General features: G+C 56.8%; 16 protein-coding genes and 2 tRNA genes. 5 read left to right on the plus strand and 13 right to left on the minus strand.

Annotated features, from left to right (window positions below; all coding sequences use genetic code 11):
- Positions 1–190 precede the first annotated feature (190 nt).
- On the minus strand, positions 191–880 hold the full coding sequence (locus tag KQI65_11945) for a M50 family metallopeptidase (GenBank protein ID MCB2205451.1): 690 nt from the start codon (positions 878–880) through the stop codon (positions 191–193).
- Positions 880–3,579: a DNA polymerase I gene (polA, locus tag KQI65_11950; GenBank protein MCB2205452.1), complete on the minus strand. Its 2,700-nt coding sequence runs from the start codon at positions 3,577–3,579 to the stop codon at positions 880–882. Before polA ends, KQI65_11945 begins: the two co-directional genes overlap by 1 nt.
- Before the next feature lie 164 nt (positions 3,580–3,743).
- Between polA and KQI65_11955 the strand changes: the two genes are divergently transcribed.
- Genes KQI65_11955 through KQI65_11965 form a run of 3 tightly spaced genes read left to right on the plus strand, consistent with a single transcriptional unit; the run spans position 3,744 to position 6,276 of the window.
- Positions 3,744–4,451 carry a hypothetical protein gene (locus KQI65_11955; GenBank protein MCB2205453.1) on the plus strand — a complete coding sequence of 236 codons (708 nt, stop codon included), beginning with the start codon at positions 3,744–3,746 and terminating at the stop codon, positions 4,449–4,451.
- Positions 4,448–5,692 carry a glycerophosphodiester phosphodiesterase gene (locus tag KQI65_11960; protein MCB2205454.1) on the plus strand — a complete coding sequence of 415 codons (1,245 nt, stop codon included), beginning with the start codon at positions 4,448–4,450 and terminating at the stop codon, positions 5,690–5,692. The genes KQI65_11955 and KQI65_11960 overlap by 4 nt, the downstream gene beginning before the upstream one ends.
- Complete coding sequence (locus tag KQI65_11965; GenBank protein ID MCB2205455.1) at positions 5,689–6,276, plus strand: hypothetical protein; 588 nt, start codon at positions 5,689–5,691, stop codon at positions 6,274–6,276. Before KQI65_11960 ends, KQI65_11965 begins: the two co-directional genes overlap by 4 nt.
- A gap of 14 nt (positions 6,277–6,290) precedes the next feature.
- On the opposite strand, the gene xth is transcribed toward KQI65_11965, so the two are convergent.
- The 11 genes from xth to KQI65_12020 all read right to left on the minus strand — a co-directional run bounded on the left by xth (position 6,291) and on the right by KQI65_12020 (position 20,619).
- Positions 6,291–7,055, minus strand: coding sequence for an exodeoxyribonuclease III (xth, locus tag KQI65_11970; protein ID MCB2205456.1), 765 nt, complete (start codon positions 7,053–7,055; stop codon positions 6,291–6,293).
- Positions 7,052–9,706 carry a hypothetical protein gene (locus KQI65_11975; GenBank protein MCB2205457.1) on the minus strand — a complete coding sequence of 885 codons (2,655 nt, stop codon included), beginning with the start codon at positions 9,704–9,706 and terminating at the stop codon, positions 7,052–7,054. Before KQI65_11975 ends, xth begins: the two co-directional genes overlap by 4 nt.
- A 67-nt stretch (positions 9,707–9,773) precedes the next feature.
- Positions 9,774–11,312: a DNA polymerase III subunit gamma/tau gene (gene dnaX, locus KQI65_11980; GenBank protein MCB2205458.1), complete on the minus strand. Its 1,539-nt coding sequence runs from the start codon at positions 11,310–11,312 to the stop codon at positions 9,774–9,776.
- A gap of 72 nt (positions 11,313–11,384) precedes the next feature.
- Entirely contained in the window at positions 11,385–15,254 is a 3,870-nt protein-coding gene (locus KQI65_11985) for a HAMP domain-containing protein (GenBank protein ID MCB2205459.1), read from the minus strand.
- A 21-nt stretch (positions 15,255–15,275) separates the two neighbouring features.
- Complete coding sequence (locus KQI65_11990; protein MCB2205460.1) at positions 15,276–15,761, minus strand: DUF4783 domain-containing protein; 486 nt, start codon at positions 15,759–15,761, stop codon at positions 15,276–15,278.
- Positions 15,762–15,844: 83 nt separating this feature from the next.
- Positions 15,845–17,677, minus strand: coding sequence for a DUF4384 domain-containing protein (locus KQI65_11995; GenBank protein ID MCB2205461.1), 1,833 nt, complete (start codon positions 17,675–17,677; stop codon positions 15,845–15,847).
- 53 nt (positions 17,678–17,730) lie between these two features.
- Positions 17,731–18,561: a hypothetical protein gene (locus KQI65_12000; protein MCB2205462.1), complete on the minus strand. Its 831-nt coding sequence runs from the start codon at positions 18,559–18,561 to the stop codon at positions 17,731–17,733.
- 287 nt (positions 18,562–18,848) lie between these two features.
- The gene (locus KQI65_12005; GenBank protein ID MCB2205463.1) at positions 18,849–19,547 is read right to left on the minus strand and encodes a hypothetical protein; all 699 of its coding nucleotides are present in this window, start codon (positions 19,545–19,547) and stop codon (positions 18,849–18,851) included.
- Between the two features lie 43 nt (positions 19,548–19,590).
- A tRNA-Arg gene (locus tag KQI65_12010) sits at positions 19,591–19,664 on the minus strand.
- 179 nt (positions 19,665–19,843) lie between these two features.
- Complete coding sequence (locus KQI65_12015) at positions 19,844–20,449, minus strand: MBL fold metallo-hydrolase (GenBank protein ID MCB2205464.1); 606 nt, start codon at positions 20,447–20,449, stop codon at positions 19,844–19,846.
- A 98-nt stretch (positions 20,450–20,547) separates the two neighbouring features.
- Positions 20,548–20,619: transfer RNA gene (locus KQI65_12020), tRNA-Asn, on the minus strand.
- 455 nt (positions 20,620–21,074) lie between these two features.
- On the opposite strand from KQI65_12020, the gene KQI65_12025 reads away from it, so the two are divergent.
- Positions 21,075–21,797, plus strand: coding sequence for a DUF4397 domain-containing protein (locus KQI65_12025; protein MCB2205465.1), 723 nt, complete (start codon positions 21,075–21,077; stop codon positions 21,795–21,797).
- A gap of 128 nt (positions 21,798–21,925) precedes the next feature.
- Positions 21,926–25,006, plus strand: a complete 3,081-nt coding sequence (locus tag KQI65_12030) for a TonB-dependent receptor (protein MCB2205466.1) — start codon at positions 21,926–21,928, stop codon at positions 25,004–25,006.

Below are 25,006 nucleotides of genomic sequence, written 5' to 3' on the forward strand. Positions count from 1 at the left end.
ATGAATATTGTGTCTTTGATGATGTGATTGTCAGTGCTGGCGCCATTCGAGCTTCCAGGACGCCTCTACGAGGCTGTGCCATACGAATTATGCAGTTTCTGCATAAACCGGCGCCGTGAATTATGCAGTTTCTGCATATTGTGCCGCCCAAAAATATGCAGTTTGTGCATATTCCGTCCTTACGGAGCGTTCAATGTGACCGCGGCAGTTCTGAAGGGGAGCGCCCCGCCGTCCCGCGCCAGGCCGCACGCAGGATGAGGGAGAACACCAGAAGGGCCAGCGCACTCCAGAGCACACCCCAGACAATGGCGGGAATTCCTGTCATGCCAGCGAGTATGCTGGCGTCGGTCACCCGATCCTGCAGCGTGAGCAAGTCCTCCTTGACATCGACGAGCGCGTAGAGGCAGCTCATGGCGCCGAGGTATTGTACGGTCAGCTGAAGCCAGCGTTCAGGCAGCCAGCGTGCCGCGGCGAGCAATGCGCTCCCTGCCAGCAGGGTAAAAATAAGACCGAAGGCATTACGGACAAAGAAGGCGGCTATGAGCAGCAGGGCGGCGCCTGTGACGATGCTGACAGCGACGGCGCTGCCCCGACGCAGGCTGAGGAGGAAAATGCTGCCGCCGAGCAGCATGCTGCCGAGATATCCACTCGATACCACGAGCCAGGGCCATCCACCCTGGGTGACCGCCATGCCGCCGATGCGCGCGTCAATCACGATATGGTCGACACTTCCGCCGGTCAGGATTGCGGCAAGGGCATGGCTGCATTCATGGAGAACCACGACGAAGAGCTTGACCGGAATGAGGATGATGGAGTCCCAGAACACGATCGACAGCACAAGCAGCGCGAGAATGCCAATAAGCTGCTTCCGCGGATTCATCAATGTGCCTCCAGCCAGGTCGTTCCCGTGCCTGCTTCGACGTCGATGGGCACGCGGAGGTCGAGCGCGTTGCGCATCAGGTCTACCACGAGGGTGCGGACTTCCTCGACTTCTGCCTCCGGGACTTCAAACACCAGTTCGTCATGCACCTGCATGATCATAGTGCTCATGAGTTCACGTCTGCGCATTTCTGCTTCGATATTGATCATGGCAATTTTAATCATGTCGGCTGCACTGCCCTGGATGGGGGCGTTGATGGCGGTGCGCTCGGCGAACATGCGCACGTTCCGGTTTTTCGCGTTGATGTCAGGGATGTAGCGTCGGCGTCCCCGCATCGTCTCCACGTAGCCGTGCTCCTTTGCGAAGCCGATGGTGCTGGCGATGTAGTCGTTGATACGTGGGTACTTCTCGAAATAGCGGTCGATCAGTTCCTTTGCATCGTTGTTGTCGATACCCAGGCGCTGTGCCAGTCCGAAGGCACTGATCCCGTAAAGAATCCCGAAATTCGTAGTTTTTGCCATGCGGCGCTGGTCGGGAGTGACATCCCCGGCGGAGACATCGAAAAGACGCATAGCCGTGCTGCTGTGGATGTCCTCGCCGCTGGCAAAGGCCTCGATCATGTGTTCATCGCCGGAAATCTCCGCGGCCAGCCGCAGCTCAATCTGGGAGTAATCTGCGGAAAGCAGAACCGCGCCGCTGTCTTCGGCGACGAAGGCCCTGCGGATTTCGCGGCCCGCCTCAGTGCGGATAGGGATATTCTGCAGGTTGGGGTCGGTGGAACTGAGCCTGCCCGTCGCGGCCACGGCCTGATTGTAGGAGGTATGCACGCGGCCCGTTTCGGGATGGATCAGGCGGGGCAGGGCATCGACGTAGGTGGATTTCAGCTTCGTCAGCTGCCGGTACTGCAGAATCTGCTCAATGATCGGATGCGTGCCGAGCAGGGATTCGAGGACGGACACATCGGTGGAATATCCCGTCTTGGTTTTCTTCCGTGCCGGAAGATTCAGCTCCTCAAAAAGAACCTGCCCGAGCTGTTTCGTGGAATTGATATTGAACTCCTCACCGGCCATCGAGTGAATTTCGCCGGTTGCATGTTCAATCTGTCCTTCCATCTCTGAAGAAATGTCCTCCAGTATCGCCGTATCGATTTTCACACCGCGATGTTCCATGCGGGTGAGGACATGGACGAGGGGAAACTCGATCTCGTCAAGCAGCTTTTCCTGTCCCGTTTCCTGAATCTCTCCGCGCAGCGCGGCTGCAAGCTGCAGCGTAATATCCGCATCTTCGGTGGCGTACGGCGCCACATCTTCGAGCGGGATGTCGGCCATGGATTTCTGATCCTTACCCTTCCCGATCAGCGTCGTGATGGATACGGGCCGGTACTGCAGATGCTGCAGCGCCAGGGCGTCCATGGAATGATCCCCTTCCGGACGATGGATGTACGCGGCGAGCATGGTGTCGTACAGCGGCTGCATGCTTTCGACACCGTATTTGCGCAGCACGAGGAGGTCAAATTTCAGGTTCTGTCCGATGACCGTCTGCGTGCCGCTGAACAGAGGGCGCACGGCCTCGAGTACTTCGTCACGACTGAGCTCAGCGTTGACCGGGACATACCAGCCGTGATGGGGACGCACGGAAAAGGAGAGTCCGACCAGCTCCGACAGCATCGGATTGGTGCCACTGGTTTCCGTATCGAAACAGAACTCATCGGCGGCCGCAATCTCCTTCACCATCGCCTGCAGGGCGCCGGTATCCGTCACCGTGATGTATTCATGCTCCACGCTTTCGATATCCCGCAGGCCGATACTCCCACCTGCGCTTTCGCCGTCGCTTTCCTCATCGAGTCTGTCGAGGAATCGTTTGAGCTCCAGTTCCGTGTACAGTTCACGCAGCCGCGCACTGTCCTTCACCGTAAAGCGCAGATCCATGGGATCGACCTCGACAGGGACATCGATATCGATTGTCACGAGTTCGCGGGAGAGCATGGCCTCTTCCTGCTGCTCGGAGAGCTTCTTGTGCACGCCTTTTTTCGTCACTTCGTCGAGGCGCTCGTAGAGGGCCGGAATGGAGCCGAACTGCTGCACGAGGGGAATCGCGGTTTTCTCACCGATGCCCCGAACGCCCGGAATGTTGTCAGACTGGTCGCCCATGAGTCCGAGGACGTCTATCACCTGCTCTGGCGCAACACCAAACTTTTCCTTCACGCCTGCGATATCGATGATGTCATAGCTGTCCCCCGCCTTTCCCGGTTTGTAAAGCACAATATTCTCTGTCACCAGCTGCATGAAATCCTTGTCCGGCGTCACCAGGCAGCAGAACAGTTTTTCCTTCTCGGCCCGGCGCGCGAGTGTGCCGATGATGTCATCCGCTTCGTAACCCGGCATTTCGAGCACGGGAATCTGGTACGCTTCGACAACCTGTTTGAGGTAGGGGAGCTGCTCTACCATGTCATCAGGCATTTTCTCCCGCGTGGCCTTGTATTCCGGATAGCGTTTGTGACGGAAGGTCGGTGCGGCGGTGTCGAAGGCGACGGCGATGTGCTCCGGCTTCTCGTCGGTCAGGATTTTCTCCAGCGTGCTGACGAACCCGTAGATCGCGCTGGTGTTCATTCCCTTCGAATTTATCAGGGGACGATTGATGAACGCGAAATACGCACGGTAGGCGATGGCCATGCCATCAAGTATGAAGAAGCGTTCCATGATCTCTCTGTAACGATGAGGTGAAACATGAATAATACTGAATGCGGGCGCAATAATGAAGGAGCGCTCCATGATCACCGTGCCTGCTGGCGGCGGCGGGATGCACGCATCCGGTTCACAGGGATGGGCTTCCGTTTCGCACAAAATCAAAGTAATTTCCAGTCATGAAGCTTTTGCGAAGTATACTGCTTCCCGGCCTCCTGCTGTTGATCGGAGTGCGCAGCACACCTGCACAGAGTGCGGAGGAATGGCTGTATTTCCCTGCTGCCGGTGCGGCAGGGGAGCTGCGTGGTGCTGTCGGACTCCGCATGCTTACACTGCCGCAGGATGTCGTCGAGGAGGAAATCAACAAGGCGCCGTCGCTCGACGTACGCGGGACGCTTGGACTGTCGCATGGTGTGGATCTCACAGGGGAGGCGATTCTGCAGTATGTGACCAATCAGTTTCGCCTCGGTGCCCGGTGGTCCTGCGATCTCGGTGTCGTTTCGGCTGCGGCGGGGTACGATGTCGCGCTCTGGTTCGGTTTCGTGGATTTCGAAGGCTTCGATAACCGGGCAAACGGCTGGACGCACTACCCGTATATCTCTGTGGGACGCCGTACAGGTGACATCGGGGTGACGGTACGCGGTGAGGCAATCTGGCTGCAGGCAGTGCGCAGTTTTGCCGGTGACAATGAGGTGCGGAATACGGGCAACCGTCTCGCCGGCCTGGCCGCCACGGCCATACTCGAACAACCGTTTTGGAAAAACACCCACGCCCTGCTCGGTGTCCGGCTGGCATGGACAGATTTCCATTACCAGTCCTGGTTCGCCTTCTCCACATTCAAGCGAAAACTCCTGTATTCTGAACTGATTTTCGGCATTCTTCTGTGATACGCTCCCTGCTGATCATACTGGCATCCTGCTGTCTGCTCTCCTGTACGGAGGATGCGGAATCCGTCATCATCCCTGACTTCGATCCTTCAGGCAGCCTGGCGGGAATGACGCGCCTGAGCGAAGCGACCATGATGGCCATGGAAGGCGTGTATGCCGTGACGGACGGGGAACAATTTCTCGGGGATGAGATTGTGCTGAAATATGGCGGCGGGGGACTGTCGGTATTCACCGGTCGCGATGCCACGTACTGCTTCCTGGAAAGCGGGGCTGTCGATTCCACACTTACCCTTGCAGGATACTGGCGCAGGCTGGTCAACACCGAAACTGGTGTTCTGCAGCTCACCATAGCACCGGAACAGGGAGGCGGTATGCTGCAGAGAGGACAGCGACCCCGACAGGGGCAGGTGGTGGCCCGTGGGCAGTTTAACACGAGTAGCGGACAGAGTGGACGCGACATCACGCTTGTCTGGCAGCGTCCCGTACATGAGGAAAGCACCCCCTTTCTCATCCTCGCGCACCGGGCCGGAGGACGGAATTCGGACCTGCTTCCGGCATCGGAAAACTCGGCGGAACTCGTGCGCCTCGCGGAACGCTTCGGCGCAAACGGTGTGGAAATCGACGTGCAGCTTACCAGCGACGGCGTACCCGTCATTTATCACGATGAAAAACTCAATCTGCGTCTCACGCAGAAATCCGGTCTCGTCGGGGCCATCAGCGACTATACGATAGCGCAGCTCGAAACCTTTGTGCGGCTGCGGAACGGCGAGCGCATACCCACGCTCAAGCGGATGCTCGCCACGATACTGCGTCAGACGGATCTGCGTTTTGTCTGGCTGGACAGCAAACCCTCGGTCCCACTGTCACTGCTTCGCGAGATACAGAAGAGTTATGCCGACAGCGCCCGGATATTCGGACGTGACCTGACCATCGTGATAGGACTGCCTGATGACGACAAAGTGCAGGAGCTGCTCAGGCTGACGGATTACGCCGAGGCGGATGTGCTCTGTGAGCTCAGCCTGGATCTCGTACGGCAGACACAGGCGGAGTTCTGGGCGCCGCGATGGACGTTGGGGACACAGAATGCAGCGGTGCAGGAGATGCAGGGGGAAGGAAGAAAGGTCCTGGTATGGACACTGGACGATGCGAAATTTATTGAAGCATATCTGCGGGATGGGAATTTCAACGGGATGCTGACAAATTATCCTTCCCTCGTCGCATATTATTACTACAGGCAATGAAACGACTTCTCGTCATAGTGCTGCTCTTGCTGTCATACAATGCATCCCACGCACAGGAATCTGGTGACGATGACTTTTCCATCGTCCTCACTGCAGGCGGTGGTCTCGCGCATTACCTGCATGCGGTGGATATCGAAGGGGATGTACGCAAGTATGGTGCAGCGGGACATCTGCGTCTGATGTGGCATCCCGATCATCGGCTGCGCATGGGCGTGGAAACCGGATGGACGTTCTTCTATCATTATGATATCTCCGAAGTTGACACCCCCTTTGGTCCGACCAGCGCAGCACTGACACTGACTGCCGTCCCCGTTCTGCTCGTATTCTCCATGCCAGTGCACGAGGCGGTAACACTGTATGCCGGGACGGGAGGGTATATCGTGCGCTCACATGCGACGTCGTTCGACAATACGGTGAATGTTACATCCTTCAGCCAGGGGTGGATGGCAGCGGGGAGCTGGGAACTCGGGAAGCTGGGAGGGATTGCAATCGAATCGGAGCTGACCTGGTACGGCGCCACCGAATTCGATGACGCCGCGGTGATCCTGCAAATGCAGGCGAGTCTGCCGATTTTGCGGTGGTAAGTGCCTGCGCGGCGCTATTTCACATCGAGAACAACGGGTGCATGGTCCGACCCCATGACATCCATCTGTATCGATGCGTCCTTGCATTGCGGAAGGAAATCCGGCGTCACGATAAAATAGTCGATACGCCAGCCCGCATTCCGATCGCGGGCGCGTGTCCGCATGTCCCACCAGGAATAGTGGTCGGCGGCATCGGGATGGAAATGCCGGAAGGTATCAACGTAGCCGAGTTCGGTTATGCGATCGAGCCATGCCCGTTCGATGGGCATGAAGCCCGAAGTCTTCTCGTTCTGCTTGGGGTTTTTCAGATCGATCTCTTTGTGTGCGGTGTTGACATCGCCGCAGATGACCAGCGGAGTGCCGGATTTTCGTTCTTCCTCGAAGTGATCCAGGATCTGATCATAAAAATCGAGTTTGAAACGAAGACGTTCCTCACCCCGACCGCCATTGGGGAAATAAATGTTGTACAGAACGAAGTCCTTGTACGCGGTGCGCAGGACGCGTCCCTCGGTGTCCATGGGAATGATGTCCGTTCCGGAACGCACATCTTCGGGACGTGTGCGCGTGAATGTTGCGACGCCACTGTAGCCTTTGCGTTCTCCGGCATGCCAGTACGTATAGTAATCCGGTGGTGTCAGCAGAGTTTCGTCGAGCTGCTCGGGGTGCGCCTTGGTTTCCTGGACGCAGAGCACGTCAGGAGCTTCGTCCTCGAGGTAATCAAAAAAGGTTTTCTTCGCAGCGGCACGGATTCCATTGACATTCCAGGATACTAACCTCATTCATCGTCTCCTTTCTTGTCCGATGATGTGGACGAGCTCTTGCGAGAGCGTCCCGTTCCACGACGCGCTCCGCGGCGTGGCGCGCGTTTCTGCGGCTTTTTCTCAGGCTGTTTCTCCTTGTCTTCGGAGGAATCGGCATCTGCGGTCGCGCCGCTTTCATCGGTATTGCCTGCTGAGGATTGTTTGCCGGATTGGTCCTCACCCTTGTGGTTGTCAGCCTTGCTCTTTCCGGCATTGGGATCAAATTCTTCGATGGTGAGAGTGGATGAAGAGCTGCTCTTCGCCGCATCGGAGGATTTTTCACTATCCTCCTTCGCGGAACTGCTGCTGGATGCGGGCTCTTCCTTTCTGCCGGTCTTTCTGCCGCGACCACCGCGCTTCCCGCGTGTGGACTTACGTGCAGGCTTCTCTTCCTTCGCAGAATCCTTTTCACCGTCTGCATTCTTGTCCGCGGCCTTCTGCTCATCAGCTTTCTGGTCTGAGGTTTTTTCTATCTTTGCAGTACCGGCATCGCCTGATTCCGGTGCGCTGTCCTCTCCAGCTTCGTCATCCCCGGTCTTATCTGATTCCCGGGCCTCGCTGTCTTCACTGCGGGAGTGCTTCCCGCCGCGGCGGCGGCGCGAACGCGTGGTGCTTTTTGATGAGGAGCTTTTCGCCGACGAAGAGGAGGACGTCTTCTCCTCCTGGGCATCGTCTTCTGATTGCTCAGCGTCATCCTCATGCTCATCTTCGAGGCGCTGCTTTTCCGCCTCTTCCTTCTTGCGACGTTCGGCTTCTTCCTTCTCTTTCTCTTCGCGTTTGCGACGTTCTTCGCGTTCCTTCTCCTCGCGCTTGCGGCGTTCTTCACGCTCCTGTTCCTGTCGTTTGCGGCGTTCCTCCTCCTGTGCCATGTATTCCTGGCGGCGGCGTTCCTGCTCCACCTTCATCTCGTCGAGATACTGGTGAATGTTTTCCGCGTTTTTCTGTGTGATGACGGGCAGGGGGACGCGCCGATGGTATGGCGAGTCGGATGCGGTGTAGAGGAAGTCGCCGTCCTCATACCGCACGGCCGGCTGCAGGAAGTGCTGCGAGAGATTGAGGAGGTCAGCGATACCCGCGGGCTCTTCCGCGAAGGTGATGGGACCGATGAAGTAAGTTTGAATTTTCCGCGCCAGCTGCTGATCAAGCGATGCTGCTGTTTCCAGGGTGAGGCAGAAACCGAGTCCATGCCTGCGTCCATTGGTCAGCAGCGTCTGCAGTGTGTCATTGAAACGGTCGGAGCCCGCTTCGCGCAGCCCTGCACCGTTGCGGCCGACGTATTCGTCGATATTGTTGAAGATGAACAGCACCGGGGTGCGGATCTTCAGGCGTTTCAGGCGCTCGTCGATGAGCGTCTGCGAGAGCGTGCCGATAAAGCGCAGGATGTCGGTGGTCTTCTGTCCCTGGACGACAAGGAGGCTGGACTTGTCGTCGCTGTTCAGTTGGCCGACGAGGTCCTGTATCGTCTTGCGCGTCGCGGGAGGAACATCCTTCGAATAGGTCTCGAAGACGGACTGGATTTCCGCCTTGAGATCGTACAGCGTACGGCGGGCGGCATGACTTTTTGATTCCTGGCTGAAATCGTCGATCATGTCGAGCATGTCCTTGGTATTCTTCTCCGAGAAGCGCTCTCCACGGTATGTTTCCGCAATGCCGTTCATCAGTTCGTTCATGTATTCCTCGACATCCTCCTCGAGCCCGTCGAGGATATCGACACTGATTTCCGTAATGAACTGATCGACCGTCTGCTCATTGGGACGGAAGATGGTCACGCGATTTTCACGCATCCACGTGGAAATGGGGAAACTGAAATCATGACGGCGCTGCTCGAGAACGGAGGGGAGAATCATCATATCGAGATAATCGAGTACCGCGCGCTTGTGTGCGGAACGGTCTCCGGGATTGCGCATTGCCGAGAATACACTGGCGGGGACGAATTTGTCGTTCAGACAGAGCACACTGGCGTGCGGAAAATGCGTCAGTTGTGGAGCGAGCGACAGCGTGCCATGATTGTTCACATCGCAGTACACGACATGAACCGGTGTTTCCGACTGCTGCAACAGGGATTGAATCAGGTTGGTTGCGATCGTAGTGCGTGCACGGGGACGTGCGCTGATCACGGCTGCGTTACCGCGCAGGAGGGCCGCAGCGTCAAGACCGACTTTCACATCAGGGTTGCTGCGGTACTTTCCGATATCCACCCTCGACCCATTCTCCTCGAGCCGGCTTTCCGGGGCGATATGATGGATGACGCTGCGGGTGATGTCGTCGTCGAGAACATGCGCCGCGCCGTCAAATGCGGGGAAAGTGTCTGCGCCCTGAATTTCCGGCCCGGTCTTGGCATTCTTGTAGCGTAGCTCCTGTCCGATCGGTGTGGACGTGCAGGTGAGGGTCACCAGGTTCTTTTTCGAAGATTTCTTTTCCTCGGGAACGGGGAAATAATCCACGATCTGCAGGATGGTGTAGCGCTTGTCACGGGCAGCATGGAACATGTTCTCCGCGGCAATGAGGCGTCCGGGCTGGATGATGCTGATTTCATCATGGGGAACGCTGAGGGAAACCGTACAGAGAAAACGCGTCTGGCTGTTCGGGGTGAGATCCGTGACCGCACCGGAGATGCTGTTGATGAACATGGCAATGTCTCTTGAAAAAACGTGTGTTATATCCCGGGCCGGGAAGCTGTGCTCGACTGCAGGGGCATTAGTGCCGCGGCAGCAGTTCTGCGTCGAGGTTGTTGATGAGCATCTGTACGATGGGATGAGGAGGGTTTTCCGGTGAAGATGAAGGCTGTTCGCCCTGTGCCGGTTCGGCTTCTCCGGGGACGGTCGCTTTATGCGAACCGGCGGCGGAAAGCGAGGCGGAATTGAGTGCCTGGCGGAAGCGTTCTTCTGCCTGGCGCAGGGGTTCAGTCGCATTCGACTCCCGATGCGGTCGGTTCTCGGCGGCAGGTGGCGACGCGGTTGTGGGCGGAGCGGCAGCGGCAGCTGAGGGGCGCGCAGCTGCGCTGCCCTTCACCGATGCGTTGCTCTTCACGGTGGAATGTCCCTGAGACGAATTCCCGGTTGGACTGTTTCCGGATGCGGTGCCGCCACCATGCGGCAGAGAGACGCCGCCCTGCTCGATCTGCGCCAGCAACGTGCTGATCTCGACGGTGCTGTCCATCTTGATCATGTCGATTAGCGCAATTTCGAATTTCAGGCGAGGTTGGGGACTGAACTTGATGGCCTGCATGGTCTGCGCATTGAGTTTGAGCAGACGAAGCAGGTCGCCTTCGGTGAACTGTTCCGCATCGCTGCGATAGCGATCACGGATGTCTTCAGGGGCCTCGATAAGCCGCGTATCTCCGGTGGACCGTACCACGAGAAGATTCCGCAGGTGTTCTTCGAGACCGGCCAGAAAATCCTGAATATCGTACCCGCTCATTACAACATCCTCGGCGAGCGCAAAGCCCTCGCGGGTGTTTTTAGTAATGATCAGATTCGTGAGTGAAAAAAAAGTGTCCTGATCAACAATATGCAGAACCTGTCGCACGTCATCGTAACGCAGGCTGCTGCCGCTGAAGGCGACAACCTGGTCGAAGATGCTCTCCGCATCACGCATCGAACCGTCACCCTTGCGCGCGATGGCGAAAAGGGCATTTTCCTCAGCGTCGATGTTTTCGGCTGAGCAGATGCTGCGCAGTTGACCAACAATATCTTCTGTTGCTATGCGTCTGAAATCGTACCGCTGGCAGCGGGAAATGACCGTCGGAGGCATTTTATGCGGTTCCGTGGTCGCAAAAATGAACAGTGCATGTGCCGGCGGTTCCTCGAGTGTCTTCAGCAGGGCATTGAACGCCCCTTTTGTCAGCATATGCACTTCATCAATGATGTACATTTTGTACTTGTCCCTGCTCGGCGTATAACGCACGGCATCCCGGATGGTGCGCACCTGTTCCACGCCGTTGTTCGACGCGCCGTCGATTTCAATGACGTCGATGCAGCGCCCCTGCGAAATTTCCACGCAGGTATCGCAGGTATTGCAGGGCTCACCGTCTTTTGCGTTGGGACAGTTGAGCGCCTTGGCAAAAATGCGCGCCGTGGTCGTCTTCCCCACACCTCTGGGTCCGGAGAACAGGTACGCGTGTGCAATGCGTTCCAGCTTGATGCTGTTCAGCAGTGTATTGACGACGTGTCCCTGCGCTACGACTTCGGTGAACGTGGAAGGCCGGTATTTCCGGGCAGTTACAAGAAATGACATCGATATTTACTCGATACTTCGATTGAAAAAGTTAGGCATGCCGGGGTTCATAAGCAAACGGCAATACGGGGGTTAATCCGTCACCGGCAGAGTGATGATGACGGTGCTGCCCTCCCCGACGGCGCTTTCGATGCGGATTTCCCCACCTGCATCGGTTATGATTTTGCGAACGATCGCCAGTCCGAGTCCCATGCCTTCTGTCTTTGTCGAGAAATTGGGTTCGAAAATGCGTGGGAGCAACTCCGGTGCGATACCGCTTCCCGTATCGCTGATCCGTATCGTGAGCACTGTATCGTCTGAAATCGCCTGAATGCGGATGGATCCTTCATCCTGCATGGCCTGCACCGCGTTGCGGAGAATATTGGTCAGTGCGCGGGAGAATTCTTCCCGGTCAGCGACGATGCGGGGAAGCTGACCCTGCAGATCGAGTGTGAATTCAACGTGCTCATGGTTGTGGAAGAGGGCAACAGACTCCTGCAGCGCCTCCGAGACGTCTATTGCACCGGTACTGCGTCGCGGCATGCGGCCGAAACGGGAGAATTCGTCGCTAATGCGCGAGAGACTGTCAATCTGGTCGATCAGTGTGCGGGTTACTTTCTCGATGATGCTTCCGAGCTGTTCGGCACCGTCTTTCCACGCGCGGTGGAGGTGCTGGACTGCGAGCTTCATCGGCGTAAGGGGATTGCGAATCTCATGGGCAACCTGCTTGGCCATTTCCTTCCAGGCGAGCTCGCGTTCCGCCGCAGCGAGTTCTTCCTGGCTTTGCCTGAGGCGCCGCGTCATCGTATTGAAGCTGTCCATCAGATCTACGATCTCCGCCGATCCTCTCACGCTCAGCTGCCGGTCGAGATTCCCCGCAGAGATATCACGTGTGGCGCTGAGAAGTTCCTGCAAGGGACGCGAGATCTGCCTGGCGAGCGCCGTGCTGATCATGACGACGAGAACGGCGATGATCGTAATAAAGAGAAAGATCGTGGCAGATGCGCGCACGAAACCCTGCTCGACCTGGCCCTGCTGGAAGAGGGTGGGAGTGGATATTACCGCAGCCAGCTGGCCGGACTGGTCGCGCAGTGCTCGATAGCCGACATAGTAGGCGAAATCACCGATGCGTTCCGGGACGAAATAGGCGTCCTTTCCCCGCTGGACGATGTTGACATAGGCGAGAGGGTGCAGCCGGTCATTGAGTAGTCCGACATGATACAGTTCGGGTTTGCTCGTCGCGACAAGCTCCGCATCGGCATACACATTCAAATCCCTGCCTGAACGAAAGCGAATTTCCTGACAGAGCATGTCGTCGACGAATTCCGGCGTCGCCATGATGTCGAGTGAGTCCGGAAGACGCTCGAGGATATTACTGCGCAGGACGTCAAGATCTTCCGCTACCTGCTGTTCAATTTCACGGCGCGTCTCCTCGATCACGAAATCCCTGCCGTAAAACCACACAAGGAGCAGAGGGATTGCTGCTACCGCCAGAAGGGCGAGCTGCAGCTTGCGGGCGAACGTAAAGCGCGTAAACAGCTTGCCGCGCTCCCTGAACAGTGTGATGACGAGAAGGATGAATATGCTGAAGGCGAAATAGAGTACGACGATTCGCAGCCCGCGATACACCGAGAGTATGAACACGGATTTCCCGCGCGTGATGGACAGGATATTCGCGTGCGCGTCGGGAATCGACATGAAATAACTGGCAAGCGGGATTCCGTCAACCGGCAGCGTGCTCCAGACAGTCTGCGCACTGTCGGCGAATGCCTGCGTTACTTCCGACGGGAGACCGATACTGCGCTCGAGTCTGCGGTCTGTTGTCTGGACCATGCGCCCGTTGGAAAAACGGCTGATGATGTAATCGTCTTCAGGAGCGAGACTTTCGCTCGCAGGCGCGCTGCGCAGGAGGTCTACAGATTGTCTGCGTACCTGCATCGGGTCGGGAGTTTCCAGGATGACGACAGCGAGCAGTTTTTCCCCTTCCTTCGTGTGAATATCGGTGTAGGCCTTGTAATATCGGCGTCCTCTCGTCTCATGCCAGCGATAGGTCGACTGCACGATGCCTTCTGTGCTCTCGACGGTACTCGAGAGGGTGTGCATGGAAAAGAGGAAGGGGTCATTTCCTACGGCGAAACGTGAGACCAGCGTCCGCGCCGAATCCAGCAGGAGTATGGCGGAATTGTTCTGCAGCCGGCTGAGCGGTGAACCGGACCAGATGCGGAATGCGGCTTCGTAATCGAGCCGCCCCTCACGTGAAGGCACGGGCAGTGCCTCCAGTTCCGTCCGGGAGACATACTGCAGTGTCTGTTCGAGAAGCACCTGTGACCATCCGTCGACGGGACGCGCGAGATCGATGGCGATGGCTTCGATTTCGCTGAAACGTTTGTCCTCCATGAAATGGCCAAAGAGTCCTACTGTCAGTAATCCTCCGAGTGTCACACAAACGGTGAATGGGACAAGGAGGGAAGCGGACCTGCCGTGCAGAAGGGGAACGCGGGCGAGTTGCGGTACGCCGAGCAGCAGCAGGCAGAGCAGATAAATCCAGAAGGGGAGCAGGACATCGCGAGTGGTAAGATGCAGCAGGAGGAGCCCGGCGATGCCGCCGGCTGTGAACAGGGCGATGCGGAGGGCTCTGCCGAGCGACTCTCCCATCGCACGTTTCAGGAACAGGTACATGCTCAGAAGCGCAAAGCCCAGTGCCAGTGAGAACAGATATGCGTTGACGATCATGAAGAGAAACATCGGCTGGGAAAGAAGTCCGGCCACATCGTCATAGTTGAACTGCGAATCGATCACGAAGCTGCGCAGCGAGGCGGCATACCCGCGCAGCATGAAGGGGAGCAGCAGGAACATGGCCGTCCCGGCCACCCATGCGGCCAACGGCTTGAGCGGGATGTCGCGCCGATGCAGCGCGCTGCGGTACACGAACATTGCGGAAAACAGCAATGCCAGTACCGACAGCAGCAGCTCCCCCGGTGCGCTCGCGATGCCACCGCCAAAGGTGGATGCGAAGTACGCCGGATCGAGCATCGCCTCAGGCAACATGAATTCGGTAAATGCTGTCCAGTGCAGCAGCATACGCAGCAGCCAGATATGGATGATCGCAAGCAGGGGAGCGGCCAACGGCAGGCGCAGGTTGCCATACCACCGGAAGAGCGGGATGGTGATGACGATCAGGATGCTGAAGAAGAGAAACGCCAGCACACGGTTGAACTGTCTGCGAATTTGTCCGAGGTAGCTGGTCTGATCGGCCGCATGGAACGAAAGATACCCGAGCGTGTCACCCTCCGCCACGAATGGAATATGGCGCCGTTCTCCGTCACGCTCCTGTGATCGCGTTCGCTGGTATGTGAGATCCGCATCCAGTTCGCGGCTGAGTGCCGGAATCACCGCTTCGCTGTTGAGGAAGCGCTGGTTGATGGGGACCACGGTCGTAAGCGGAGTGCCGACACGCAGGGAACCAAGCGTGCGTCCGTGATGGTCGAGCACATGCCGTACCTGGGTCAACAGGATGTAGGGGCTGCGCTGCAGGATGGAAAATTTCGCTTCGGGCTGTGGTGTGGCCGATGCGGTCATGGGCTCGCCGGCGAACGCGATGAGCTTGCCGCTGCCGTCACGGAGTTCAAATGACCAGTCCTCTTCCGGAAATTCCGCGAGCATACGCGTCGAAGCTGCGGCCCGCGCCCTGGCGTTCTGCTGCGGGGCGAGGAGCTCAGCAGTCCCGGATTCCAGAAGACGCGCCCCGAGATCGCGCATTTCAGACAGCCGCTGATCCAGTTTCCGGGTGATCAGCGCGGACTCACCCTCGTCGACTTCAACGTGCAGCGTTTCCCAGTTTCGTTCGATGCTCTGTGTAAAATATTCCCTCGCGGCGAAGACGATGGACAGCAAAAACAGCAGGACCGCCGTGGCATACAGCCAGCGCTGTTCACGCTGCAACCATGTCAGGCGTTCGTTCATGAAGCCGCGTATCCTTGCCGATCAGCGTGATGCTACAGTGATCTGGTTGATAACCCAGCGCTCGTCGACCTGCGCCAGGCTGACAAACATCTCGGCGCTGCCCCGGCGGCCCCTGCGTTCATAGGTGAAGGGTCCGAAGCCGTAGGGATTCCTGATGGAGAAATTCCGGCTGCTGTAGGAAAAACTGATCGGGATGTAGGTGGAGAAAAAGGACTCGAGAATCAGGTAAGCCTGTTCGCTGCTGTAGTATCCGTTGATGCCCGTAAACAGGTTCAGGTACACCTTGTGTCCCAGTTTCGATTTGAGGAAACGGATATTGCCGGAACTGAGCGCATCCTTGGCATTGAGCAGCAGTTCCCGTGCTTCCCGCTCAGATTCCGGGTGTTGATCCGCAACATAGAGCGCGTCCTCCCCGGCAGGCGCGACGGCAGCTGTACCTGTCGTGCGTGCAACCTGCGGAAGGAAGCTCAGCAATGCGAGCACAAGGGCGAACGAGGTTCTACGCATACACATCTGTACGAACATAAATTGAAAGCACCCGGAAAGCAACCGGGTGCCTTTGAAGAATGCCATTGTGTGCCTCGCGCGTTTCATCGTGTACGGGACCTGCTGCCTGATGAACTGCTGCTGCGGGAAGTCCCGCTGCGGGAAGTCCCGCTGCTGCGCGAAGATCGCGTATTACTTTTTAATTCGTCGCCACTCGAACTGCTCCGGGAGGACGTTGTCGTGCGCCGGGAGGGAGTTGAGGAGGGGGTGGACCGTGTTGTGCTGCGCGGAGACGATGAGGGTGTGCTTATACGCACTCCGCTGGAGCGGTTCGAGCTGGACGAGATACTTGATTTCGGTGCTGTCGTGCTTGGGCGTGCACTACTGCTCCTCGATGATGTTCTGCTGGAAGGTTCGATACTGGAACTGCCAGACGTCCTTGTTGTCGCGCTGCTTCCGGTTCTGCTCGACGTGCTGAAGCCAGTAGATGAGGTCGTGCTTCGTGGGATCGTTCTGGATCGAGAACTCGTGCTGGAAGCAGACGATGCGCCGGTCCCGGGTGTGGTGCGGTTCGAGGAGATCCGGGAGGCCGCCGGATTCGTTTTCGGGATACTCGACGAGGGGGCGGTTGTGCCGTCACGGCGCGCCGGACGCTCGCGTGTTGAAATAGTCGACGTTGGCGTGGTCCTTGCAGTGGTTGCATCCTGGCTGGCGGAACGAGATGCGCTGCGATTCAGACTGCTTGAAGGAATCGTCCTTCCCGAAGATGACGAACTGCTTCGCGTGCTCCCGCTTCCACGACTTCCGCCAGTCGAGCCAGTCGATGAGGGCCCGGATCTCGAAACAGTTCCAGAGCGGCCGCCGGATCTTGTGCCGCTTCCCGAGCGTGTCGAGGTGCCTGTGCGTGTCGAGGTGCCTTCTCTCGACCCGCTGCGGGTGATGCCGGAGGAGCGTGTAGTGCCGGAGGAGCGACTGGTGCCACTCAGGACACGGGTGTTCCCGCTGCGGCGCACCGTGTTTTCACGATACGTGACCAGACGATAGGATCTGCTGTAGTTGTGGCGCGTCTTGAGCACCGGTGACCGATAGACCACTTTTGTATGGGGACGATAGATCGGGCGCATGGGACGGTAGTTTCCATAGCCGACAGCACAGTCCACGTAGCGATAGCGATGTCTGTGTACCGGCACGGTGCGAAATTCAAATCGCCAGAAGGGACCACCGAACACAAAACGCTTGACATGCGGATGGTAGTCATAGCCCCACCAGTAGTCGTAATCATAGGTAGTGCGGACAGTGTAGCGGGGGCAAGTGTCATAATAGGGATCGAAGCGTACCCGGCGGCCATGGCAGTCGTAGCACATGTAGCGCGGGTACCACACCCGCCGGCCGAGGAAGTACGAAGTCGTGGCAGTGGCATGCACATCGTAGGCATCTATAAGCCGGGCGTCGATGCGATTCATCGCGAGGAAGGGGTCGCCGTTGACCGGATCCAGGCGCAGGCGGTACGCACCATTCCGAATGGTGATGCGGAAGGGACGCGGCGAGCGGGATGCAACGGCGTGGAGGTAGCCGACGCCGCTGGGTCCGCGCAGGCGCAGATTCACGTCTGCGTAATAATCCGGGAGCCTGTACGTCGTGCCGCCGAAAACAAAGCCGTCGTCCGGGTACCGGGGGAAGAGGATTTCCGTCCGGCCTTCGGTGTCGATGGTATAGATGCTGACATAGCAATCAGTGTTGGTGCGGAAATAGACTTCGAGGAGTTCGCCTGTTGCGTACACGGCATCCTGATCGCGATTGGTCCACAGGTCGACGTTCAGGCCATGGTCATACGATACGACGGGACCGGGAATGGACATGGAACTGCCGGTTGCCGTGTTTTTCAGCATCGGGATGAGAAGTATGCTGACTGCGAGGATGAGTATGATGCGTTTCATGGCCTGCCTCCTTGTGTTCTTGTGATGCGTAGTCCTGTTCGTATGGGGTCTGTTCAGTGCCGTCGCAGCTCGCCGCGCTTGCGGTCGCCGCTGCGATGACGCTTGCTGAGTTCGCCTCCGGTGCCGATAATCAGCTCGGGATTCCCCGTTGCGGTCTGGTATGCCCAGTCGAAGACGAGGGAAGCGGACCCGATATCGACGATGCGAACCTTTGCGTAGTGGTTGTCGAAGGTGCGGACAACATATGTGTGTCCTCGAATTGCAAGCGCGTCACCCGTGGGATTCCAGCCCTCAGCGGGGGCGGTTGAAATCTCATCGATGCTCGTCGTGTATCCCATGTCCTGGATTTCCGTGTCATCCCAGACCACGAGATAGGGGACGCCGCTGCTGCTTGTCTCGAAGAACAGGTCCGTAAAGTCCGTGTCAAAATGGAGGATGGAATAATCGGAGAAGTCGTAGCCCGCGAGCTGCGGAGAAACGAAGCGGTCGCGTAGCTGGACACCGCGTCCCTCAGGCCGCGGCGTGTCGTACGCAACGTCACGGCTCAGATCGCTCTCATTGCCGTTGACGTCATACGCCGTAACAGCGTAGTATTCAGTGATGCCATTCGTGGCGCCGCGATCGACGTAATGTGCCGTGCGGGTGCTGCCGACGAGTTCATATGTGCCGTCGTAACGATCACTGACATACACATTGTATCCGGCGAGGTCGGCTTCCTGGTTTTCATACCACGACAGTTCAATTGCATTGTCGAGCGAGATTGAAATAATGCCGACAGGGGGCAGCGGGGCATAGTCGTCAACATAGTAGACTTCATCGTGACGGTCGTCGCATGCGGTTAGTAAGGCGATGAAAAGTAAAAGGGGAAGCAATCGGGTTTTCATGGTCTCAGCTCCTTCTTGATGTGCTACCCTATTCAATGCAAAGAGAGTGCCAGAACGAAACAATGACGAAAACGCACCGGAATATGCAGATTCTGCATATTTTCCTGAGTTCTGCGTCGCAGACGGCGACATAGTTGTCTCAAAAAGTGGACAGTGGGGTGTCAGGCATGTGGAATGGGAGGGAGGAGGGAAACCGACGGGGTAGGCGTGGGCCGGAAATAAGGAAGCCTCCCGCAACGGAAGGCTTCACATGTTCATGTTGTCGCGGCTAATCGATGTCGAAGGGCTTACTCGGTCTCGATTCCGAATTCCGCACGGATACGTTCGGCAGCCTGTTTGTACTTCTGCTGTTTGCTTTCTGAGGCTTTTTCGAGCATTTCCGCTGCTGGACCATTTTCACCCGCTTTCGCGTAGGCACGGCCTGCTGCGAGGTAACGCTCTGACGAAAGCAGATCGTTCTCGAACGTTTTCGCGGCCTTTTCATAGAGCGGAGCCGCTTCCGCGAAATTTTCCTTGGCTTCGTACACAGCTGCTTCGCCCGCCAGTGCCGCGGCGCGGAGCATGTCGGTATCGGGCGAGGCGTCTTCGTATACGCTCAGTGCCTTGTCGTATTCTCCTGCATAGAGATAGGAATTGCCGAGGTAAATCATGGCAACTTCGGCGGTGGGAGTTCCGCTGTACTTGTCGGCGATTTCTTCAAGCCCCATGATACCCTGGCTGGCATCGCCACCGATGGCCAGACGATACTGCTGCTGCTGATACAGTTCCTGCACCTTGCGCAGCTCGCGATTCGCTGCCAGATCATCGGCAGCCACGCCTGACATATACAGGTATCCTACAATAATGATGGCTGCGACGCCGAGGGCGACACCACCTATCACCTTGGTATTGGCTTTGAACCAGTCCTGTGCGGAATACATGAAATCCGCGGTTGAAGATTTGGGGACCGCTTCGCGGGAAGAGATTTTTTTCTTGGCGGTTAACACTGACGAGCTCCGGTTTACACAAGAAGTGACAGAAAAACGTTCGTACGCCTGGGGGGAGTCGAACCCTCAACCTTTGGCTCCGGAGGCCAACGCTCTATCCGATTGAGCTACAGGCGCATTTCTGCGCAGTGTCCCTGGAAAAAAGTCCAGGGTCTTTCGCAAAAGGTGCAAGATGAAATATACGAAAGTTTTTTTCGCAGACCAATACACTGGGGTCCGTGTCATACGCTGCGGCCCTGTTGGTTCTCGGGATGGAAGCATCTGCGCGAAACCATTCCATCACGACTCCCCGGTGATCAGAAATGGTCGAGATATTCGCGCACGAATGGATTATGTCCTTTTTCGAACCCGATGGTGGTATGTGGGCCATGTCCCGGATAGACGACGGTTTCATCGGGCAGGACCAGGAGTTTTTCCGTGATACTGCGCATGAGAATGTCGTAATCTCCACCGGGCAGATCAGAACGGCCGATGCTGCTGTGAAACAGCACATCCCCACTGAACAGTTTTCCTTCGGAGGGTATATGCAGGGCGATATGCCCTGGTGTATGGCCGGGAACGTGCAGCACATCAACACGCAGATTGCCGCAGGAGATCACGTCACCTTCCTCGAGAAGGCGTCCCGGAGAAACGCTATCTATTACTATGGGAAGACCGAGCATCGATTTTTGTGCTTCCTCCAGCATCGGTGCATCAGCAGTCCCGACCCAGACCTCAACCCCGAGATCTTCCGAAAGCCGGCGCGCCTCTCCGACATGGTCGAAATGCCCGTGTGTCAGCACGATGGCGCATGCCGTCAGTTCACGTTCCTGCAGCATACGCCGCAGGGGTTCGGCCCCGTCGATGGGAACGTCGATCACGAGCGCGTTCGCGGATTCTTCATCGGCGACAATGTACCCCATGGTATCCACCGGACCGCATTCCACATACTGCACTAACACATCTTCCTCCAAAGGCCATACGACATGAAAAAAGCGCGGCTTCTTCGCCGCGCTTTCAGCTCCCCGGGCAAGACTCGAACTTGCAACCCTGCGGTTAACAGCCGCATGCTCTACCATTGAGCTACCGAGGAATAAATAGATAACAAAAATACGATTTGAGGGCTGAAATGTCAAGAGAATTGGGGTTTTTTTCGGCGGATTTTCCCGTCCTTTTTTCCGCCGCAGATCGGGGTTTCCGGCAGAATTATCATATATTGTGCCCGGCTCTCAATGGGCCTCAAGAGCCTGTCTCGGCGCGTGTGCTGGCAGCTGCGTGGAAGCGCTTTCGCCGGATTCGCTGATTAGTTGCTTTTTTTAAGTGTCGATTGTATGTTTTCCTTACTGATTGACACATGCGACCCACCGAAAAAATATTGGTGAATCATGCCAGCGTATAGGAAGCGTCCATGACCACCAGAGCGATTGTTATTCCCGGGTAGAGTACACGCGACTCAATTCTCCCGCCCCATGGGCGTTTATTACCATTTCAGCGAGATCTTTCTTCATGTTTTTCCCAAATACTACTCAAACCTTTACAGGAGGAACTATGCAACAAAAGCTGCTACGGAAAGCCGGGTTGCTGGGCATGGTGCTTCTGCTGTCAGGCATTGTCCTGACCGGTTGCATCGATGAACCAAACCCACCGGTTCTGGGCCGTATCACTTCCGAGGTGCGCTTTGTGCACGCGATTCCGGGTACTGCTGCCGTCGACATCTGGGTCGATGATGAGCCTGCCGTCACCAACGTCGGCTACAAAGGCGCATCGGACTACCTGACGGTCAATTCCGGAAACCGCTTTTTCCGCGTTGTCCCGGCAGGGCAGGACAGTTCGGCCGCCATCTTCCGTTCGCAAGTGAACGTTCGCTCGCTGATGAAGATCACGGCGCTGTTCCACAACACGGACCAGGACGTCCAGCTGCTCACGACGCAGGAACGCTTTACCTATGCGGATGAAACCAGCAAGCTGATCGATGACAGCTGCGAGGTGAAGCTCATCAACCTGAGTCTCACAAGCGCAAAGTATGGCCTCGCCAAGCGCATTGGCGAAAATGACTTCGAAGTCGTGATTTCGCCGATCGACGGTGGATTACTCACGCCCTATCTCCGCATGCCCGCAATGAGCGGCGATTATTTCATCGCTCGCGATGGTGGTGGTGTGGTTCTTGATTCTGAAATGGCAGGCGCCTCTTTCGAGAATCCTCATCGCTATACCGTTGTCGTTGTCGGGGCTGATGGTGCACTTGAGCTCGTTAAGCTCTTGGATGAATAGAAGTCAGTAAACCCGAACGGTCGGGGCAGGATTGGTGGAACCATGGAAGGACCGGCTCCGATCAGACCGTTTCAACACTGGAGGACACAGGAGTTTAAACGTTTTCTCAAGTTCTGAAGGAGGATATTATGCATAAACGGATCCTGATTGCTATCCTCTGTATGCTTTTCCCGGTGGCTGCAATGGCACAAAACGGCAAGATTGCCGGAAAAGTTACAGACCGCGAGACAGGAGAGCCTCTTATTGGAGCAAATGTCGTGATCGATGGTACCGAGCGCGGCTCCGCAACCAATATCAATGGTGAATACGTCATTTTGAACGTTCCCATTGGCAAGGTTACTCTTGTTGCTAGCTACATTGGTTATCAGCAGATAACCATTCGCGACATTCTCATTAAATCGAATGAAACTTCCTCGGTGGATTTCCAGCTCCCAAGCGAGGCCTTCAAGGTTGGCTCGGTGGAAATTATCGCGCAGAAACCACTGGTGGATAAAAATGTCACCAACAGCAAAGCCACCGTCACTCAGGAGGAGATCGAGAATCTTCCCGTCCGCGGTGTCGATGGTATTGTCGCCCTGCAGGCGGGTATCGTTGCACAGGATGGCGAAATTCACGTACGCGGCTCCCGTGGAGACGCGACGGGATACATCGTCGACGGTGTGAACGCCAATGACCCGGTCTATGGCGGACGCGCACTGACGGTGATCAACAATGCCATCAAGGAAATCAATTTCCAGGCAGGTGGTTACTCGGCTGAGTTCGGCGGCGCGAATGGTGGACTGATTCAGACCACGACGCGCACCGGTGAGCAGAAGCTCAATTTCGGCTTCGAGGCCTACACTGACAGCTGGAATGGCATCGGCGAGGAGAACTTCCTCGGTTCATACAATTATGGCACGAGCCAGTATGTGCTGACGGCAGGCGGACCGATCTGGGGTCCGGTCAAATTCTTCGTTGCCGGACAGAACTCATTCAATCGTACGCCAGCGCGCTACCGCGATGCGTACACTCTCTCGAACGCCGCGACGGAACTCGCGCTGCGGCAAACCGACGCGCACGCGATGCTCGCTCCCGAGGAGCAGATGAAAGCGGGTGTATTCGATCCGCGCCTGGGCGCCAGCGCGAAGAAAATCGACTATACCTATCCCGCGGGAACGGTGATCAACAATGCCTCAGAGGCCTACGCCGTCCAGGGAAACATGACCGTGGATCTGAACCCGATCAATATTCGCGTCGGCGGTAGCTACTCGTACTACACCGATCGTGACGGCGCGAGTATTTTTGAGGCCTATCAGACGGGACGCATGGCGCGTGTCGTCGATGGCGCTGTTCAGTACTACACGAATCCCAACGATTTCAGCTATAACGAAGACGACATTTCCGTCGTGAACGCGCAGCGGGCATTGTGGGATCAGACGGAAAACTATTCCGCGAACCTCAAACTGACCCATCTGCTCAGCCAGACGACGTTCTATGAGGTATTCGTCAATTACTTCGGGTACTTCGGCCTGCAGATGGATCCCCAGTTCCAGCACGATCTCTTTGCATACGGTGATTCCATCGACAATGCCCCCTACGGATATACCCTGCAGGGTGATGGCGTGCAGCCCGAGCGCACGCAGCTGTTCGGTGATCTTTTTGACGTGTACGGCACTCCCGAGACGGGATATGCCTACCAGAAAGACCGTTACAGCTCCATCAGCGGTAAGCTGAATTTCGTGCACCAGATCGGACGGACGCATGAGATCAAGGTCGGTGGTGAAGCCACGCGTTACGAAGTGCGGCAGTTCGACATCGTCCCCTTCCTGCTCAAGACCTATATCCGCAGTAACCCCGATGCCTCGCCAACATCGCAGGCGGTCAGTTCGCGAACCAATTACTTCGGATACGACCAGTGGGGCAGAACACTTGATGACGGTCCCAATGGCCCGCGCAACCCGATTTTCGCATCGGCCTACGCACTGGATAAAATCGAACTCGAGGATCTGGTCATCAACCTCGGTCTGCGCTGGGATTATATCGATACTGATACCGAGCAGTTCAAAGATCCCAATAACGTGCAGTTCACCGATGACGGTACTCTCGATCCCGAAGGAATGGAGCCGACGGAAGCAACTTCGACCTTCAGTCCACGTATCGGTTTTTCCTTCCCGGTGACCGATCAGACAGTATTCTATGCACAGTACGGCAAGTTCGTGCAGCAGTCCCGTCTCCGCGACGTGTATCTCGGCAATGCCCTTGCTGCCGATAATATCCGTGGCGGCTACGCAATTCAGAGTCCCGTCGGTTTCGGTCTCAAGCCGGAACAGACCATTCAGTATGACTTCGGGTTCCGTCAGCAGATCGGCGATTTCCTCGCCTTCGATCTTGGCGCGTTCTACAAGGATATCCGTGACCAGATTCAGCAGGTGCAGATTCCGGCCGAACTCGGTGCTTCCCATCAGGCGTACTTCGCCTGGGTGAACGGAGACTTCGCGACAACCTCCGGTGTTTCGCTGAAGGTCGATCTCCGGCGCGTGGAACGCATCCAGGCTTCGGTTGACTACACTTACTCTGATGCACGAGGCACGGGATCGGCTCCCTCCACGGCATTCCGCGCCCTCTGGCTTTCGCCGACCGAGGATCCGTATCTGCCGAAGTACATTACGGCACTTGATTTCAACCAGTCCCACCGTGGATCGATCAACATCGATTACCGCTTCGGCGTCGATGACGGTCCTTCATTCGGCGGAGTCCATCCGCTTGAACGTCTCGGACTCAACCTTCTCTTCCAGTTCAACAGCGGACATCCCTACACCCGCGTTGACGAAAACAGCTATGACAACCGTCGTCAGCCGATCGAGGTGCTCAACGAGTCAACAACTCCCTGGAATTTCCAGATTGACGCCCGTCTCGACAAGACGGTGAGCATCGCCGGTCTCGACGTAAACTTCTACGTATGGGTCATCAACCTTCTCGACACGAAAAACGTGATCGATGTCTGGATGCAGTCCGGCAGCGCTTCTGATGACGGGTATCTCTCAACCGTCAACGGCAAGCAGCAGTTGCAGACCTACGAAAGCTACGGTACCGTCTTCAGCAACTTGTACCGCAACTACTATTATCAGACCTACCTGATGAACCCGCGGACGTCACTGGCGTCAGACGTTGACAATGCGCACTATGGCCCCCCGCGTCAGGTACGTGTCGGTCTCAGACTTAATTTCTAA

Source organism: bacterium, from assembly GCA_020444325.1.
Taxonomy (GTDB): Bacteria; Bacteroidota; Ignavibacteria; order SZUA-365; family SZUA-365; genus BM516.

Coding starts and splice junctions, on each gene's coding strand:
- KQI65_12015 (MCB2205464.1), bottom strand. CDS start 20,449: ATGGGGTACATTGTCGCCGATGAAGAATCCGCGAACGCGCTCGTGATC.
- dnaX (MCB2205458.1), bottom strand. CDS start 11,312: ATGTCATTTCTTGTAACTGCCCGGAAATACCGGCCTTCCACGTTCACC.
- KQI65_11965 (MCB2205455.1), top strand. CDS start 5,689: ATGAAACGACTTCTCGTCATAGTGCTGCTCTTGCTGTCATACAATGCA.
- KQI65_11955 (MCB2205453.1), top strand. CDS start 3,744: ATGAAGCTTTTGCGAAGTATACTGCTTCCCGGCCTCCTGCTGTTGATC.
- KQI65_11995 (MCB2205461.1), bottom strand. CDS start 17,677: ATGAAACGCATCATACTCATCCTCGCAGTCAGCATACTTCTCATCCCG.
- KQI65_11990 (MCB2205460.1), bottom strand. CDS start 15,761: ATGCGTAGAACCTCGTTCGCCCTTGTGCTCGCATTGCTGAGCTTCCTT.
- KQI65_12025 (MCB2205465.1), top strand. CDS start 21,075: ATGCAACAAAAGCTGCTACGGAAAGCCGGGTTGCTGGGCATGGTGCTT.
- KQI65_11975 (MCB2205457.1), bottom strand. CDS start 9,706: ATGTTCATCAACAGCATCTCCGGTGCGGTCACGGATCTCACCCCGAAC.
- KQI65_11985 (MCB2205459.1), bottom strand. CDS start 15,254: ATGAACGAACGCCTGACATGGTTGCAGCGTGAACAGCGCTGGCTGTAT.
- polA (MCB2205452.1), bottom strand. CDS start 3,579: ATGGAACGCTTCTTCATACTTGATGGCATGGCCATCGCCTACCGTGCG.
- KQI65_12000 (MCB2205462.1), bottom strand. CDS start 18,561: ATGAAAACCCGATTGCTTCCCCTTTTACTTTTCATCGCCTTACTAACC.
- xth (MCB2205456.1), bottom strand. CDS start 7,055: ATGAGGTTAGTATCCTGGAATGTCAATGGAATCCGTGCCGCTGCGAAG.
- KQI65_12030 (MCB2205466.1), top strand. CDS start 21,926: ATGCATAAACGGATCCTGATTGCTATCCTCTGTATGCTTTTCCCGGTG.
- KQI65_11945 (MCB2205451.1), bottom strand. CDS start 880: ATGAATCCGCGGAAGCAGCTTATTGGCATTCTCGCGCTGCTTGTGCTG.